Source organism: Enterobacter sp. TCD1-1 (assembly GCF_020567405.1).
In the GTDB taxonomy this organism is placed as follows: Bacteria; Pseudomonadota; Gammaproteobacteria; order Enterobacterales; family Enterobacteriaceae; genus Enterobacter; species Enterobacter quasiroggenkampii.
On record NZ_JAJCXF010000001.1, the window covers coordinates 1,919,290 to 1,934,959 of the forward strand.

Annotated in this window: 12 protein-coding genes; 5 read left to right on the forward strand and 7 right to left on the reverse strand. The window is 56.2% G+C overall.

What is annotated here, in order from left to right:
• Nucleotide 1 precedes the first annotated feature (1 nt).
• A complete protein-coding gene (locus LJA86_RS09275) occupies nt 2-1,339 on the reverse strand; it encodes a carbohydrate porin (protein WP_048029459.1) in 1,338 nt (445 codons plus the stop codon).
• Between the two features lie 425 nt (nt 1,340-1,764).
• Here LJA86_RS09275 and LJA86_RS09280 point away from each other — a divergent pair, with 425 nt between their 5' ends.
• Complete coding sequence (locus LJA86_RS09280; RefSeq protein ID WP_048223696.1) at nt 1,765-3,450, forward strand: alpha,alpha-trehalase; 1,686 nt, start codon at nt 1,765-1,767, stop codon at nt 3,448-3,450.
• Nucleotides 3,451-3,514: 64 nt separating this feature from the next.
• On the opposite strand, the gene LJA86_RS09285 is transcribed toward LJA86_RS09280, so the two are convergent.
• Complete coding sequence (locus tag LJA86_RS09285) at nt 3,515-5,617, reverse strand: TonB-dependent siderophore receptor (RefSeq protein WP_045908252.1); 2,103 nt, start codon at nt 5,615-5,617, stop codon at nt 3,515-3,517.
• A 112-nt stretch (nt 5,618-5,729) separates the two neighbouring features.
• On the reverse strand, nt 5,730-5,984 hold the full coding sequence (locus LJA86_RS09290) for a GlsB/YeaQ/YmgE family stress response membrane protein (RefSeq protein WP_008502662.1): 255 nt from the start codon (nt 5,982-5,984) through the stop codon (nt 5,730-5,732).
• A gap of 208 nt (nt 5,985-6,192) precedes the next feature.
• On the opposite strand from LJA86_RS09290, the gene ycgR reads away from it, so the two are divergent.
• Nucleotides 6,193-6,924 carry a flagellar brake protein YcgR gene (ycgR, locus tag LJA86_RS09295; protein WP_048029456.1) on the forward strand — a complete coding sequence of 244 codons (732 nt, stop codon included), beginning with the start codon at nt 6,193-6,195 and terminating at the stop codon, nt 6,922-6,924.
• Nucleotides 6,925-6,962: 38 nt separating this feature from the next.
• Here the strand turns inward: ycgR and emtA are convergent, their stop codons facing one another.
• Nucleotides 6,963-7,574, reverse strand: coding sequence for a membrane-bound lytic murein transglycosylase EmtA (emtA, locus tag LJA86_RS09300; protein WP_024909815.1), 612 nt, complete (start codon nt 7,572-7,574; stop codon nt 6,963-6,965).
• Nucleotides 7,575-7,680: 106 nt separating this feature from the next.
• Here emtA and ldcA point away from each other — a divergent pair, with 106 nt between their 5' ends.
• Together ldcA and LJA86_RS09310 are read left to right on the forward strand one after the other, a co-directional pair.
• Nucleotides 7,681-8,595 (forward strand): muramoyltetrapeptide carboxypeptidase, encoded by a 915-nt coding sequence (gene ldcA / locus LJA86_RS09305; RefSeq protein WP_223539152.1) that lies wholly within the window; start codon nt 7,681-7,683, stop codon nt 8,593-8,595.
• Between the two features lie 97 nt (nt 8,596-8,692).
• Nucleotides 8,693-10,426, forward strand: coding sequence for a potassium/proton antiporter (locus LJA86_RS09310; protein WP_229226058.1), 1,734 nt, complete (start codon nt 8,693-8,695; stop codon nt 10,424-10,426).
• A 97-nt stretch (nt 10,427-10,523) separates the two neighbouring features.
• Here LJA86_RS09310 and dadX read toward each other — a convergent pair whose 3' ends face one another.
• Together dadX and LJA86_RS09320 are read right to left on the reverse strand one after the other, a co-directional pair.
• Nucleotides 10,524-11,594, reverse strand: a complete 1,071-nt coding sequence (gene dadX / locus LJA86_RS09315; protein WP_008500515.1) for a catabolic alanine racemase DadX — start codon at nt 11,592-11,594, stop codon at nt 10,524-10,526.
• Between the two features lie 9 nt (nt 11,595-11,603).
• Nucleotides 11,604-12,902 carry a D-amino acid dehydrogenase gene (locus LJA86_RS09320; RefSeq protein WP_045908248.1) on the reverse strand — a complete coding sequence of 433 codons (1,299 nt, stop codon included), beginning with the start codon at nt 12,900-12,902 and terminating at the stop codon, nt 11,604-11,606.
• A 321-nt stretch (nt 12,903-13,223) separates the two neighbouring features.
• Between LJA86_RS09320 and LJA86_RS09325 the strand changes: the two genes are divergently transcribed.
• The gene (locus LJA86_RS09325; protein ID WP_023293929.1) at nt 13,224-14,756 is read left to right on the forward strand and encodes a SpoVR family protein; all 1,533 of its coding nucleotides are present in this window, start codon (nt 13,224-13,226) and stop codon (nt 14,754-14,756) included.
• Nucleotides 14,757-14,864: 108 nt separating this feature from the next.
• Here LJA86_RS09325 and fadR read toward each other — a convergent pair whose 3' ends face one another.
• Complete coding sequence (gene fadR / locus LJA86_RS09330; protein WP_008500512.1) at nt 14,865-15,584, reverse strand: fatty acid metabolism transcriptional regulator FadR; 720 nt, start codon at nt 15,582-15,584, stop codon at nt 14,865-14,867.
• Nucleotides 15,585-15,670: the final 86 nt, after the last annotated feature.

A 15,670-nucleotide genomic window follows, 5' to 3' on the forward strand; every position in this document is an offset into this window, starting at 1 on the left:
ATCAGAAATAGTATTTAAAGCGTACGCGTCCGCCGTAGCGATCGTCGTTTTTATTGTCACCCTCTTTTGGAGAGGCGTTGACCCAGGACGCATACGCGCCCAGATAGATGTTGAAGTTCTTCATCTTCATGACGTTCGGAATGAGGTACGACGTATGGATGGTATGAATGTCGTACTCGCCCGGGTCGCTGATCCAGCAGTCGTTTTCACACTCGGCGTCAAAGGTTGAGGTATTAAACTCGTCGATTTCGTTATGAGCATAGATATAGCCCAGCTCAAAATTACGCCAAAGGGCATTGATGCCTGAGGTAAAGTCGGTTTCGCCCGTGGCGTCCAGGTAAGCCGTGTTGAAGTTCATGACCACCCCGTTCTCCGGATCGGTTTTAAGTCCGTCCCAGGTCATAGTAAACCCGTAGCCGGTCCGGTCTGACTGATCGACCCAGCGCCCGGCATCGTCACGATAGCCGTAAGCGTTGTTTACCAGGTTGGTCTCCATAGCGAACGCGGTTGAAAACGGTCCGCTCTGCCATGAGACAACCGGGCGCACGTAGGCGACGTTTTTATCGTTCTCAAGCTCCGCGCCGTGATAACGCTGGTCGACGTACAGATCGCTGCCGTCCTTAAACAGGGTATTCAGTTCGAAATACCAGTTGTCCAGCGTTTTGCTCACCAGGAAGTTACCGCCGCTGTCGGTTCGGCCACGCCCCTCTTTCAGCATATAGATATAGCCGTAGCCGTCGCTGTAAAGGTCGTCTGCCGTATTGCCCGAGTATTCCACAAAGGTATCCTGATTGAGCGGAAACATATCATACGCTTCGAAGCGGCCAACCTTAATTTCCCAGTCTTTTTCAGAGCCGAAGAAAAATACGGCGTCATCCAGATACATTTGCCCAGCAAGATCGCCGAGCGGCTGAACGGAGAATCCGGCATAATTGCCGTTATTCATTTTACGATAACCATCAAAACCCAGCAGAATACGGCCATTAATATCCCAGCGTTCTTTATCCCCGGGTGCCCAGTCGTTATTAGCGCTTTGCTTAACAGACGTCAGGCTACCCGTTTTACTGGCGGCATCCATATTAAGCTCAACGTCACCATAAAATTTAATATCGCCAAAACCTGACAGCGTCAGTTTCGGTGGCGCCTCGTTGTTGACCGGCTCCTCTGACTGCACGGTGACCGTCGCTGCTTGCTGTACCGTCGCCTGTTGCTGCTTAAGCACTTCGATTTGCGCTTCCAGCTGCGCCAGCTTTTCCTCCACGCTTGCTGAGGACTGGGCGGCTAAAAGCGCCCCGGAATAGAGCGCACCTGTCAATATAACCATTTTCTTTAATTTCATAGATTCCGTCCTGATTAAAAAGGAAATACCCAAAGATTGAGTTTCGCCATTTCGTACAAATACAGTCAGGAACGCTATTATGTTTTTTGATAACTGAATTACGAATTTTAACTTGTGTGAACCGGGCAGAATAATTCCTTTATTATTAACGAGAGAAACACAACCCGCCTCACATTATTATTTCATCGACTTACCCGACGTTAATTATATAAAATACAAATATAATTATTTAAGATAATAATTAGACCGGTTTCATTCCCACAACAAATTATCAAACGTCCTGCAGCCTGCCTGAGAACGCGGTAATTTGTCTGGTTCTGCGCAAAATGGGATATTCAACACGCGAAGCGGGCAATATTCGTCTAAGGTTTTCAGGTGATTGACAACAGCGGTCACGCTGCCCGGTAAAGACAGGAGACGAAAAGATGATAAAACCTCGTACATTGCGCCCCGCTTGTTTACATCTCGCGCTGGGAGGCGCGCTGCTCGGTGTCGCAACGTTTGGCTATGCCAACGAACAGCCTGCGACTCAGACAACCCCGCCCGATATTTTACTGGGGCCCCTCTTCAGTGATGTGCAAAGCGCTAAACTGTTTCCCGATCAAAAAACCTTTGCGGATGCAGTCCCCAAAAGTGACCCGCTGATGATTCTGGCGGATTACAGGATGCAGCACGCGCAGTCCAGCTTTGACCTGCGCCATTTTGTCGAGATGAATTTCACCCTCCCAGAAGAGGGAGAAAAGTATGTTCCACCGGCGGGGCAATCGTTACGTGAGCACATTGACGATCTCTGGCCCGTACTGACGCGCACCACCGATAAAGCCAGCAACAAATGGGATTCCCTTCTGCCGTTACCGAAGCCTTACGTTGTGCCCGGCGGTCGTTTCCGCGAGGTCTACTACTGGGACAGCTACTTCACCATGCTGGGCCTGGCTGAGAGCGATCATTGGGACAAAATCAGCGACATGGTGGATAACTTTGCGTATGAGATCGACACCTTCGGCCACATTCCCAACGGCAACCGCAGCTATTACCTGAGCCGCTCCCAGCCGCCGTTTTTCTCACTGATGGTTGAACTGCTGGCGACCCATGACAGCGATGCGCTGAAGAAATATCGTCCGCAGATGGAGAAAGAGTATGCCTACTGGATGGACGGCGTCGATGCCCTGCAGCCGGGCCAGGCCAGCAAACGCGTGGTGAAACTGGATGACGGCGCGATCCTCAACCGCTACTGGGACGATCGCGACACCCCGCGCCCGGAGTCCTGGCTTGACGATGTGAATACCGCGAAAAGTAACCCTAACCGACCGGCAACCGAGATCTACCGTGATTTGCGTTCCGCCGCGGCCTCGGGATGGGACTTTAGCTCCCGCTGGATGGACGATCCGCAAAAACTCGGCACCATCCGGACCACCAGCATTGTGCCCGTGGACCTGAATGCCCTGATGTTCAAGATGGAAAAACTGCTGGCCCGGGCAAGCCAGGAAAGCGGCGATGCCGCCAGCGCAAACAAATATGAGGCGCTGGCCACCGCGCGCCAGAAAGCCATCGAGAGCCACCTGTGGAATGATAAAGAGGGCTGGTACGCCGATTACGATTTGAAGAGTAAGAAGGTACGCAATCAGCTCACGGCTGCGGCCCTGTTCCCGCTTTACGTGAAGGCGGCGGCGCAGGATCGTGCCGATAAAGTCGCCGCGGCAACCTCCTCACGTCTGCTGCAGCCGGGCGGAATAGCGACCACCACCGTCAACAGCGGTCAGCAATGGGATGCGCCTAACGGCTGGGCCCCGCTGCAATGGGTGGCGGCGGAAGGGTTGCAGAATTACGGGCAAGAGAAGGTCTCGATGGATGTGACCTGGCGCTTCCTGAAAAACGTTCAGCATACTTATGACCGGGAAAAGAAACTGGTCGAGAAATACGACGTGTCGACAACCGGTACGGGCGGCGGCGGCGGCGAGTATCCGCTGCAGGACGGCTTCGGCTGGAGCAACGGCGTGACGCTGAAGATGCTGGATCGGGTCTGCCCGAAAGAGAAACCATGCGACAGCGTGCCGGAGAATCGGCCTGCCGCGAATGATGAGGTGGCGCCGGTGAAGGCGACGGCGCAGTAAGTGAGTATTGCCGGGTGGCGGCTACGCCTTACCCGGCCTACTTTTTAAACTCACAGGGCTTTGCTTAGAAACTGTAACTCGCCCCTAACTGATACGTTCTGTCGCGCCCAATCCAGCAGTTGGTCGCGTCGTAGCAGGTCAGCGTCTCTTTGTTGGTGATGTTCTGCGCACTGGCCTTAAGCGTCAGCCCTGCCAGCGAAGGCAGGATTTCGCCCATCCGATAGGATGCCGCCAGATCGTACTGGGTGGTACCGCCCAGCTTACCCGCATCGTTAGCCGGTGAGATTTCCATCGGGCCGGTATAGCGCGCCCCTGCCCCCAGCATCAACCCTTTCAGCGGCGTGTTCTCAAAGGTGTAATCCCCCCAGAGATTGAAGGCATTCTCCGGCACCTGCGTTGGACGTTTCCCTTTGTACTTATCATCTTCCGTATTGATCGCGTGGGTGTAGGCATAGTTCGCAATCAGCGTCAGGTTGTCCGTCGGGCGGCTGATGGCAGACAGCTCAGCCCCTTTGGATTCCACCTCCCCGGTCTGACGATAGTTCAGGAAGCCCGGATCGGAGGTGACGACATTTTTCTGACGGATGTTGAACACCGAGGCGGTAAAGGTGGTGGCGTAGTCGGCCAGCAGATATTTTACGCCGCCCTCCACCTGCTTGCTGGTGGTCGGTTTGACGTCTTTCGCCGCGAGCGTTCCCTTCGGCGACACCGGTGCAAAGCCTTCGGAATAGCTGATAAACGGTGACAGACCATTATCAAAAGCGTAAAGCGCGCCCAGGCGTTTGGTGACGCGATCCTGAGAGACCCAGTCCTTATCACCGTTTTGCAGATAATTGGTGGTGACGGAGCGATAATCGTCGTAGCGCAGGCTGCCCAGCAGATTTAAGCCCCCCCACTCCACCTGATCCTGCAGGTAGTAGCCGTTCTGCTGATAGCTCAGACGGTTTTTCTGGGCGGTATACAGGCCCAGCGCGCTTTCGCCGATCTGCGAATAGTCAGGGTTGCGCATATCCATGCCCGGCGTGGCCGACGCGTAACGGTAGTGGAAATGGGAATTCAGCTTCTGATAGTCAAACCCGGCCAGCAGATGGTGTTGCCAGTCGCCCAGCGCCACGGTTTTCGTCACCTGGTTATCGATGTTGAAGCTCTGCAGATCTTCATCGGTGGTGTAGGCAAAGCGGTTGAGCTGATAGACCTCGCTTCCCGTGCCCGTCGCATAGACGCTGCGCTGATGCGTATCGACGTCGAAATAGCGCGCCTTCTGGTTAAAGCCCCAGCCGCTGTCGAACGCATGTTCAAAGCTGTAGCCCAGCATCCACTGGCGCTGCTTAAATCCGTTCCACTCATCACCGGCGTAGTCGCGCTTGCCCGCGTATTTCGAGCGCAGGTAGGCGAGCGGCAGCGGGTTCGACGGCGTCAGGCTCGGGGAGTTCTGCGCCAGCGCATCCAGAGTCAGGCGGGTTTTGCTGTCGGGTTGCCAGGTGACGGACGGGGCAACCAGGTAATTTTCATACCGGGTGGTGTGCGGCTGATCGTCATTTTCCGTCGCTTTCCCCAGCAGACGGTAGTTCCAGTCGCTGTCGGCAATCTGCCCGGTTGAGTCGAGATAGCCCTCTTTCAGGTTGCGGTTGCCGGTGTTAAAACCGAATTCGGTTCGCGCTTCTCGCTGCGGCTTTTTACTCTGGATATTCACCAGCCCGCCCGGCGAGCCGCCGCCGTAGAGAACCGATGAGGGGCCTTTCAGGATATCAACGCTGTCAATCAACAGCGGATCGATGCGGGCTTTGGTATTGCCGGTGACGTTATAGGGCAGTTGCAGCCCGTTGTAGAACTCCTGGTCGACGGTAAAGCCACGAATTTTATATTCGCTCATGTAGGAGGTATTTCCCCGCACCTCGGTTGAGACCCCAGGCGCATAGCGCAGGATTTCATTCACGGAATTCGCATGGCGCTTGTCAATTTCCGGCGCAGAGAGGGTCGTGATGACCTGCGGCGTTTTACTTTCAGCAACGGCCGATTTCGTGGCGCTGTTCGTCCAGGCCGGCAGCGCGCTGCCCTGCTCTGCGCCGGTGACGACGATAGTGGATTCTTCGGCGAATGCCGGAACGTGCAGTGCGAGCGAGACGGCGCCTGCCAGGGCGCATAGCGTAAAACGTGAAGGAGTCATAATGTCGTCTTGTTGTTAGATGCGATACGGAACGACAATTATTATCATTTAGATTAACAAATCAATACGCAGGCAAAAAAACGGCCCTCCGCAGAGAGCCGTTTACGTCATGTTATGCTCGTCGCAGTAACCTGAATATGCCCAGCACCACAATGGCGCCCACGACAGCGACCAGAAAACTGTGCAGGTCAAAACCACTTATGTTGCCTCCGAAGCCAAACATCGTCGCCAGCCAGCCGCCCACAACCGCACCAACGACCCCGAGTACACAGGTCAAAATAAAGCCGCCGCCATCGTTTCCCGGCATGATCAATTTCGCGATAGCGCCAGCAATAAGACCAAAGATAATCCAGGCGATGATACCCATAGCGATGCCCTCTTGCAGGTTTAACGCATGCGCAGAAAACCTTCTGCACAGCTAACATAAGTATAGGTCATCGCCGGAAAATCATTTTCTTCTCACCGACTTATCTTTGTCTAAACAGGCAAAAAAAACTCACCGGTTTGTATTAAGTTTCATCGCAGATTGCCGATAACGCTAAGACAGTCTGTCATCTATCAAGGAGCCATCCGGCGTGAGTCATTACAGTGAGCAGTTCCTCAAGCAAAATCCGCTGGCTGTATTAGGGGTATTACGCGACCTGCAAAAAGGTGAAGTGCCGCTGCGCATCAGCTGGTCGAATAATCAGTTCATCAGCAAGATCCTTGACGCCTCGCAGGAGCGGCTGGTGATTGATTTGGGCAGTCAGGAGTATGAAAACCGCGCGGCGCTGAAGGCGGAGAATATCGCCGTGATGGCCGAAACGCAGGGCGCCAAAGTGGAGTTTGTCCTGTCGCGACTGGAACTGAGCGAATATCAGGGGCTTCCGGCCTTTGTGACCCCCCTTCCTGGCAATCTCTGGTTTGTCCAGCGTCGCGAATATTTCCGCATCAACGCCCCGCTTCATCCCGCTTACTTCTGCAAGGCCAAAATGCCGGACAAAAAAGAGATCCGCTTCCGTCTCTTCGATCTGTCGCTGGGCGGTATGGGCGCGCTGATGGATACGCCGAAGCCTGACGGACTGGTAGAGGGCATGCGTTTCACGCAAATTGAACTGGATATGGGGGGCTGGGGGCGCTTTTATTTCGATGCACAGCTGATTGCCATCAGCGACCGCACCGTCGTGGACAGCAAAAATGAAACCATCACCACGCCGCGTCTGAGCTTCCGTTTCCTGAATGTCGGGCCCGGCGCAGAGCGCGAGCTGCAGCGTATTATCTACTCCCTGGAGCGCGAGGCGCGGGAACGCGCAAATAAAGTTCTGTAAGGAACATCGGGCAGCGTGACCGCCGCCCGTCTGCGGCATTACATGGCATCCATCGCTTTCTGTACTTTCCAGATATAACGAGGCGCCTGTGGTGCCGGGTGATTTTTCGCCACATGTTCAAAGAATTCGTCTTTGTCCATGCCGTTAATCTCTTCTATCGCCTCTTTGCGGTCAGAGGAGAAGGTTCTCAGCAACGCGCCGGCACCGTTAACGTAAGAGACCACCAGCGCGTACTGCATCACCTCCGGATCCTTAATGCCCTTCAGCACGCCGTGCTCCATGATGCTCAGATAGGCCGTGCCCATTGAAATGTTGCGTTCCGGATTCTTCAGCTCGCTGGTCGACGGCTGACCGCTCCAGCCCATATAGCGGTAAACTTCTTTCCCCGCCGTTGACGCTTTAAGCTGCATCAGCCCCACCGCGTTGGATTTGCTGACAAGCGTGGGATTACCGCCGGACTCCACCGCAATGATCGCCGTGATGAGACGCGGACTGACGCCCCAGGCTTTCCCGGCTTGTTCACTGATCGGCATCCACTGCATCGCGCGCTTCACCGGCACTTCCGGGTTCCAGGGCGGGTTTTGATAATCATGTTTTGAACTACAGCCAGCGAGCAGCACAATCAAAAAAGCAAACCATCTCAATTTCACGTCATCTATCCTTATAGCCGGTCATCGCGGTGCGCCGCTCTTGAAGCAGGCGGCGTATAAGCGGCATGATATAGACAATTAGTTTCTCATTCAGCAAGGAATTGCCATGTCTCAGTTTCATCTCATCGCGCCGTCGGGCTACTGCATTAACCAGGACGCCGCGCAGCGGGGCGTTCAGCGTTTGCTGGAGTCGGGCCACCGGGTAGAAAATCAGACGATTATCCCCCGCCGCCAGCAGCGTTTTGCCGGTACCGAAGCGCAGCGGCTGAATGATATCAACAGCCTGGTCAGCCTGAAGGGTGAAAATAGTATAGTGCTGGCGGTGCGCGGCGGATATGGCGCGAGCAGGCTGCTGGAGAGCATTGACTGGCAGGGCCTGGCGCAGCGCCAGCAGCAGGATCCGCTGCTGATATGCGGCCACAGCGATTTCAGCGTCATCCAGCTTGGGCTGCTGGCGCTGCATAACGTTATCACCTTCAGCGGCCCGATGCTGGCCGGTAATTTCGGCGCCCCGGAGCTGAATGCGTTCACCGTGGAACACTTCTGGCGCGCGCTGCGCAATCCCACCTACAGCGTGGAGTGGCAGGGGAATGGACCGCACTGGGAATGTGAAGGCCAGCTCTGGGGCGGCAACCTGGCGATGCTGGTTTCGCTTATCGGTACGCCGTGGATGCCGCACATCGAGGACGGCATTCTGGTGCTGGAAGATATCAACGAACATCCGTTCCGCGTCGAGCGCATGCTGTTGCAGCTCTATCATGCCGGTATTCTTGAGCGCCAGTCCGCGATCGTGCTGGGCAGCTTCAGCGGCTCTGCCCCGAATGACTATGACGCGGGTTACTCCCTGGAAACCATGATTGAGTTCATTCGCTCGCGGCTGGATGTTCCGGTGATCGCCGGTCTGGATTTCGGCCATGAGCAGCGCACCGTGACCCTGGCGCTGGGGGCGCACGCCTCCCTGATCCATAATGATTCCGGCTCCCGGCTGACCATCAGCGGCCATCCTGTCATAAAGGCATAAAAAAGCCGTTATACCCCCTTAATAAAACGCTGTTGCCGTCGTTAATATGTTAGGGTTTTAGTAACAGCGTTAACATTGAGGTGGGAGTAAGAGAACATTGGATGCCGCAGCGATAATCAGCCTTTTCATTCTGGGTTCGGTCCTTGTAACCAGCAGTATTTTATTAAGTTCATTTTCATCGCGTCTCGGCATACCTATTCTTGTTATTTTCCTCGCCATCGGCATGCTGGCCGGCATTGATGGCATTGGCGGTATCCCATTCGATAACTATCCTTTCGCCTACATGGTGAGTAACCTGGCGCTGGCGGTGATCCTGCTGGACGGCGGCATGCGCACTCAGGCAAGCTCCTTCCGCGTGGCCTTAGGGCCTGCGCTGTCGCTCGCGACGGTTGGCGTGTTGATAACCTCCGGCCTCACCGGAATGATGGCCGCGTGGCTTTTCCATCTCAATATCATGGAAGGTTTGCTGATTGGCGCGATTGTCGGCTCAACCGATGCGGCAGCGGTGTTTTCTCTGCTTGGTGGAAAAGGGCTCAACGAACGCGTTGGCTCCACGCTTGAGATTGAATCCGGCAGTAACGACCCGATGGCGGTGTTTCTCACCATTACGCTTATCGAGATGATTCAGCAGCACGAAAGCGGGCTGAGCTGGACGTTTGCGTGGCATATCCTGCAGCAATTTGGCCTGGGGATTGTTATCGGCCTGGCGGGCGGCTATCTGCTTCAGCAGACAATCAACCGCATATCGCTGCCGTTGGGGCTTTACCCTCTGCTGGCGCTGAGCGGCGGCATCCTCATTTTTGCCGTTACCACGGCGCTCGACGGCAGCGGCATTCTCGCCGTCTACCTCTGCGGGTTCCTGATGGGCAACCGCCCTATTCGCAACAGGCATGCCATTTTGCAGAACTTCGACGGTCTGGCCTGGCTGGCGCAGATCGGCATGTTCCTGGTGCTGGGGCTTCTGGTCACCCCCTCAGACCTGCTGCCCATCGCGGTTCCGGCGCTGCTGCTGTCCGCGTGGATGATCTTCTTCGCCCGTCCGCTGTCGGTATTTGCAGGCCTGCTGCCGTTTCGCGGCTTCAACCTGCGCGAGCGGATATTCATCAGTTGGGTGGGCCTGCGCGGCGCGGTGCCGATTATCCTTGCCGTCTTCCCGATGATGGCGGGTCTGGATAACGCCCGGCTGTTCTTTAACGTGGCGTTCTTCGTGGTGCTGATTTCGCTGCTGTTCCAGGGAACGTCCCTCGGGTGGGCGGCGAAAAAAGCTAAAGTGGTGGTGCCTCCCGTGGGCTGGCCGGTTTCCCGCGTGGGGCTCGACATCCATCCGGAAAACCCGTGGGAACAGTTCGTTTATCAGCTAAGCGCCGACAAATGGTGCGTGGGGGCTTCGCTGCGCGATTTGCACATGCCAGCCGAAACGCGCATTGCCGCCCTGTTCCGCGACAATGTTCTGCTGCACCCTACCGGCAGCACCCGCCTGCGCGAAGGGGACATTCTCTGCGTAATTGGCCGCGAGCGCGACCTGCCCGCGCTGGGCAAGCTGTTCAGCCAGTCGCCTCCGGTGGCGCTGGACCAGCGTTTCTTCGGCGATTTCATTCTGGAAGCCAGCGCCAGGTTTGCCGATGTCGCGCTGATTTACGGTCTGGATGAACGTGCTGAAGACGGAGATAGCCAGCAAACGCTGGGCGAAATCATCCAGCAGCGGCTTGGCGCTGCCCCGGTCGTGGGCGATCAGGTCGAGTTTGCCGGGATGATCTGGACGGTAGCAGAGAAAGAAGATAACGCTGTGAGGAAAGTCGGTTTGAGGCCGATGGAAGAGGAAGCGGAGTAGCGGTTTTTTTGCCGGGTGGCGCTAACGCTTACCCGGCCTACACTCGAGGGTTTTGTAGGTCGGGTAAGGCGAAGCCGCCACCCGACACAAACATTTGTTACACCGTCACAACCGGCACCCTTGGTGCCAGAGCACACATCAGTTCATACCCTACCGTTCCTGCTGCGGCCGCCACGTCATCAATTTTGATTTCGTTACCCCACAGCTCAACCGGCGAACCGATACCCGCCTGCGGGCAGGGCGTCAGGTCAACGGCCAGCATATCCATTGATACGGTGCCTACCGTCCCCGTGCGGACACCATCGACCCACACAGGCGTGCCGGTCGGCGCAATGCGCGGGTAGCCGTCGGCATAGCCGCCCGCCACGATACCAATCCGCTGCTCGCCCTTTGCCCGATAGCGGCTACCGTAGCCCACCGTGTCGCCGGCTTTCAGGGTTTGCACACCAATGATTTCACTGCGCAGAGTCATCACAGGCTTCAGGCCGCTGTTGGCGATGTCCTGCCACTGGCCCGAGGGCGACGCGCCGTACAGAACGATCCCCGGACGCACCCAGTTGTAGTGCGCCTCGGGATGCCAGAGCGTGGCCGCCGAGTTGGACAGCGAGCGCGGACAGTCCAGCCCTTCTGCCGCCTGCTCAATGCGGACCATGGCATCGGCAATGCCGTCCGGTTTTTCCGCGTCGGCAAAATGCGCCATCAGCGTCATTTCACCCACGTTCTTCAGCGCGCGCAGCTGCTGCCAGACCGTATGCACCCGCTCAGGCTGGAAGCCCAGGCGGTTCATGCCGCTGTTCACCTTGAGATAGATATCCAGCGGAGCATGGAGCTTCGCATCCTGAATCGCTTTGATCTGCCAGTTGCTGTGAACGCTGGTGGTCAGCCGGTACTTATCCAGCAGCGGCAGATCGTCGGCGTGGAAGAAGCCCTCGAGCAGCAGTATGGGCCCTTTCCAGCCGCGCTCGCGCAGCAGAATAGCCTCTTCCAGATTAAGTAACGCAAAGCCATCGGTGGCGCTCAGCGCGCTCCAGATACGGTCAATGCCGTGGCCGTAGGCATTCGCTTTCACCACCGACCACACGCGTGCGCCAGGTGCCGCCCGGCGAACAATCTGCAGGTTATCCTTCAGGGCCTGCAGGTTCAGCTGAGCCAGAACAGGACGGGACATGACAACTCCTTAGTTATGCGCGCCGTGCAGGTGCTGTGGACGCGACGGCGTAAACCCCGATTGATAGCGCGCGGCGCTTAAATCGTCAAACGGAATGGCTGGCGTGCGTCCGGAAATCAGGTCGCTCAGCAGCTGGCCGGAGCCACAGGCCATCGTCCAGCCAAGCGTGCCGTGTCCGGTATTGGTCCACAGGTTTTTGAACGGCGTGCGCCCCACAATCGGCGTACCGTCCGGCGTCATCGGACGCAGACCGGTCCAGAACGTCGCCTGCTCGACAAAGCCACCGCGCGGGAAGAGATCCCCAACCACCATCTCCAGCGTTTCACGACGCGGTTTCAGCAGCTCGGTATTGAAGCCGACGATCTCCGCCATGCCGCCTACGCGGATGCGGTTATCGAAGCGGGTAATGGCGATTTTGTAGGTTTCATCCAGAATGGTAGAAACCGGTGCACCGCTCTCCTCTTTAACCGGAATGGTCAGCGAGTAGCCTTTTAGCGGGTAGACCGGAATATCGAGAATGCCCTTCAGCATGGCGGTGGAGTACGAGCCAAACGCCATGACGTAAGCATCCGCTTTGATCACCTCTTCGCCACACTTCACGCCGTAAATTTTTTCCCCTTCCGACAGCAGCTTGTCGACAGCGGTGTTAAAGCGGAACTTCACCCCCGCCTGCTCGCACATCTGCGCCAGACGCTGCGTAAAGAGCTGGCAGTCGCCGGTTTCGTCGTTCGGCAGGCGCAGGCCGCCCGTCAGCTTATGCGCTACTTCCGCCAGCGCCGGTTCAACCTGACCAAGCTGGCTGGCTTCCAGCAGCTGGTACGGTACGCCAGCATCTTCCAGCACGGCGATATCGCGGGTGGCATTTTCGTACTGCTGCGCCGTGCGGAACAGCTGCAGCGTTCCGCCCTGACGGCCTTCGTACTCAATCCCCGTCGACGCGCGCAGCGCTTTCAGGCAGTCGCGGCTGTATTCCGCCAGGCGCACCATGCGCCCTTTATTCTCCATGTAGTGGCGGGTGTCGCAGTTGCGCAGCATCTGCCACATCCACTTCAGCTGGAACTGCGTGCCGTCAAGGCTGATGGCCAGCGGCGCGTGGCGCTGGAACATCCATTTAATCGCCTTCAGCGGAACGCCCGGCGCTGCCCACGGTGCCGCATAGCCGGGAGAGATTTGCCCGGCGTTCGCCGCGCTGGTTTCCAGCGCAGGGCCCGACTCACGATCGATAACGGTGACGTCATGTCCCGCCTGACTTAAATACCAGGCGCTGGTTACCCCAACGACACCACTTCCCAGTATGACAACACGCATAGCCACTCCATTATGTGCAAAAGAACAATCTTCTAATTACAGATTGATAACCTAGTTGAAAATATTATTCAACATACGACTTTTTTATGGTGACTTACCTCACACATCCCCCAGCATCAGGGGATAGTGCTAATTTGGGATCTCCTGCTGCGCGTTATTTTTAACCAGCATAATATGCTGATGGATGCCCTTTTTATGCCGTATCAAAAACGCGAAATCGCAAAGAAAAAATTTCTGCCTCAGCACGCTTTTTAACACGTTGATCTATGCTTGAAAGGAGGCTCTCCAGACAGAGAGAGCACCCACAACGAGGGCGCGCTAATGGCTACTATTGATTCCCTGAACAAGGACAACACACGTCTGAGCGATGGACCCGACTGGACCTTCGAGCTGCTGGATGTTTACCTCGCCGAGATCGACCGGGTCGCAAAACTGTATCGCCTGGATACTTACCCCCATCAGATTGAAGTCATTACGTCCGAACAGATGATGGACGCCTACTCCAGCGTCGGGATGCCGATCAACTATCCGCACTGGTCGTTTGGTAAGAAATTTATTGAAACGGAGCGGCTGTATAAGCACGGTCAGCAGGGTCTGGCGTATGAAATCGTCATCAACTCCAATCCGTGTATCGCCTATTTAATGGAAGAGAACACCATTACCATGCAGGCGCTGGTGATGGCGCACGCCTGCTACGGGCATAACTCTTTTTTCAAGAATAACTATTTGTTCCGCAGCTGGACGGATGCCAGCTCCATCGTCGATTACCTGATCTTCGCCCGTAAATACATTACCGACTGCGAAGAGCGCTACGGCGTGGACGAAGTGGAAAAACTGCTGGACTCCTGCCACGCGCTGATGAACTACGGCGTAGACCGCTATAAACGTCCGCAGAAAATCTCCCTGCAGGAGGAGAAAGCGCGGCAGAAAAGCCGCGAAGAGTATCTCCAGAGCCAGGTGAACATGCTATGGCGTACCCTGCCGAAGCGTGAGGAGGAAAAAACGATCGCCGAAGCGCGTCGCTATCCGTCCGAGCCGCAGGAAAACCTGCTCTATTTTATGGAGAAGAACGCCCCGCTGCTGGAGCCGTGGCAGCGTGAGATCCTGCGTATCGTGCGCAAGGTCAGCCAGTATTTCTATCCGCAAAAGCAGACGCAGGTGATGAACGAAGGCTGGGCGACATTCTGGCACTACACCATCCTCAACCACCTGTATGACGAGGGGAAAGTTACCGAGCGGTTCATGATGGAGTTCCTCCACAGCCATACCAACGTGGTGTTCCAGCCGCCCTACAACAGCCCGTGGTACAGCGGCATTAACCCGTATGCGCTTGGCTTTGCCATGTTCCAGGACATCAAGCGTATCTGCCAGTCGCCGACGGAAGAAGACAAGTACTGGTTCCCGGATATCGCTGGCTCTGACTGGCTGGAAACGCTGCACTTTGCGATGCGCGATTTTAAAGATGAGAGCTTCATCAGCCAGTTTATGTCGCCGAAGATCATGCGTGACTTCCGCTTCTTCACCGTGCTGGACGATGACCGCAACAACTATCTGGAGATCTCCGCAATCCACAACGAGGAGGGATACCGTGAGATCCGCTCTCGCCTCTCTTCCCAGTACAACCTGAGCAACCTTGAACCGAATATTCAGGTCTGGAACGTGGATTTACGCGGTGACCGCTCCCTGACGCTGCGCTATATCCCGCACAATCGCGCGCCGCTGGATAAAGGGCGTAAAGAGGTGCTGAAGCATGTGCATCGCCTGTGGGGCTTTGACGTGCAGCTGGAGCAGCAAAATGAAGACGGGAGCGTCGAGCTGCTGGAACGCTGCCCGGCGCGGTTAAATACGCTGTAGTTTTTGCCGGGTGGCGGCTACGCCTTACCCGGCCTACGGGTTTTGTAGGCCCGGTAAGCGAAGCGCCACCGGGCGAAAAAAAACCTCTCATACGAGAGGTTTTTTATTTCAGCGGCTCTGAATCGCCAAATCGCCCGGCAGCGTTTTCTGCATACGGTGCCAGATTTCACCGGAATCGTGACCGTAGCGGCGCACCGTCTCATAAACCTGATCGTGCAGGCCTTCAGAGCACAGCTTGCTCAGCTTATGGTAGAAGCCCAGCGCCAGGCTGCGGGCTTCTGGATTGGCAAAGTAGTGGCGACCAATGCGGGTGTAGAGCCCTTTCATGCCGTTGAGGATCAGACCGTACACCGGGTTGCCGGAGGCAAACGCCAGCCCACGGAAGACGTTGTAATCGAGGGTGGCAAACGCGTCGGCATGATCTTCCACTTCGTTGGCACTGGCCAGTACCGCAAGCGCATCTTCCGGATGCTGACGGAAGGCCGTGCGAATGAAGATCGTCGCGATGTTGGTGCGAACGGAGAGCAGATTATCAATGAGCTGCGGCACGCTTTCATGATCGAGACGCGCCAGCGTTTCAAGAATGTTCAGCCCGGAGGTTTCCCAGAAGTTGTTCACTTTTGTTGGCTTGCCGTGCTGGATCGTCAACCAGCCATCGCGCGCCAGTCGCTGAAGCACTTCACGCAGCGTGGTGCGAGTGACGCCAATCAGTTCAGAGAGTTCGCGTTCAGCCGGAAGAATGGACCCCGCAGGGAAACGATTATTCCAGATGCTTTCAATGATGTACTCTTCCGCGAAACCCGCCGGGCTCTGCGCCTTAATGACCATAGTGAGATTTCCATTACACAGCTTTAGCAAATTGGACTCATCATACCAGAGGCACGCAGTGGCAGGTAGCGCGGCAAAGAGAGAAA

What these genes read in the sequence shown, in the direction of transcription:
- LJA86_RS09280 (WP_048223696.1), top strand. Translation starts at nt 1,765, where the DNA reads ATGATAAAACCTCGTACATTGCGCCCCGCTTGTTTACATCTCGCGCTG.
- LJA86_RS09325 (WP_023293929.1), top strand. Translation starts at nt 13,224, where the DNA reads ATGGCTACTATTGATTCCCTGAACAAGGACAACACACGTCTGAGCGAT.
- LJA86_RS09290 (WP_008502662.1), bottom strand. Translation starts at nt 5,984, where the DNA reads ATGGGTATCATCGCCTGGATTATCTTTGGTCTTATTGCTGGCGCTATC.
- fadR (WP_008500512.1), bottom strand. Translation starts at nt 15,584, where the DNA reads ATGGTCATTAAGGCGCAGAGCCCGGCGGGTTTCGCGGAAGAGTACATC.
- LJA86_RS09275 (WP_048029459.1), bottom strand. Translation starts at nt 1,339, where the DNA reads ATGAAATTAAAGAAAATGGTTATATTGACAGGTGCGCTCTATTCCGGG.
- LJA86_RS09320 (WP_045908248.1), bottom strand. Translation starts at nt 12,902, where the DNA reads ATGCGTGTTGTCATACTGGGAAGTGGTGTCGTTGGGGTAACCAGCGCC.
- dadX (WP_008500515.1), bottom strand. Translation starts at nt 11,594, where the DNA reads ATGTCCCGTCCTGTTCTGGCTCAGCTGAACCTGCAGGCCCTGAAGGAT.
- ldcA (WP_223539152.1), top strand. Translation starts at nt 7,681, where the DNA reads ATGTCTCAGTTTCATCTCATCGCGCCGTCGGGCTACTGCATTAACCAG.
- LJA86_RS09285 (WP_045908252.1), bottom strand. Translation starts at nt 5,617, where the DNA reads ATGACTCCTTCACGTTTTACGCTATGCGCCCTGGCAGGCGCCGTCTCG.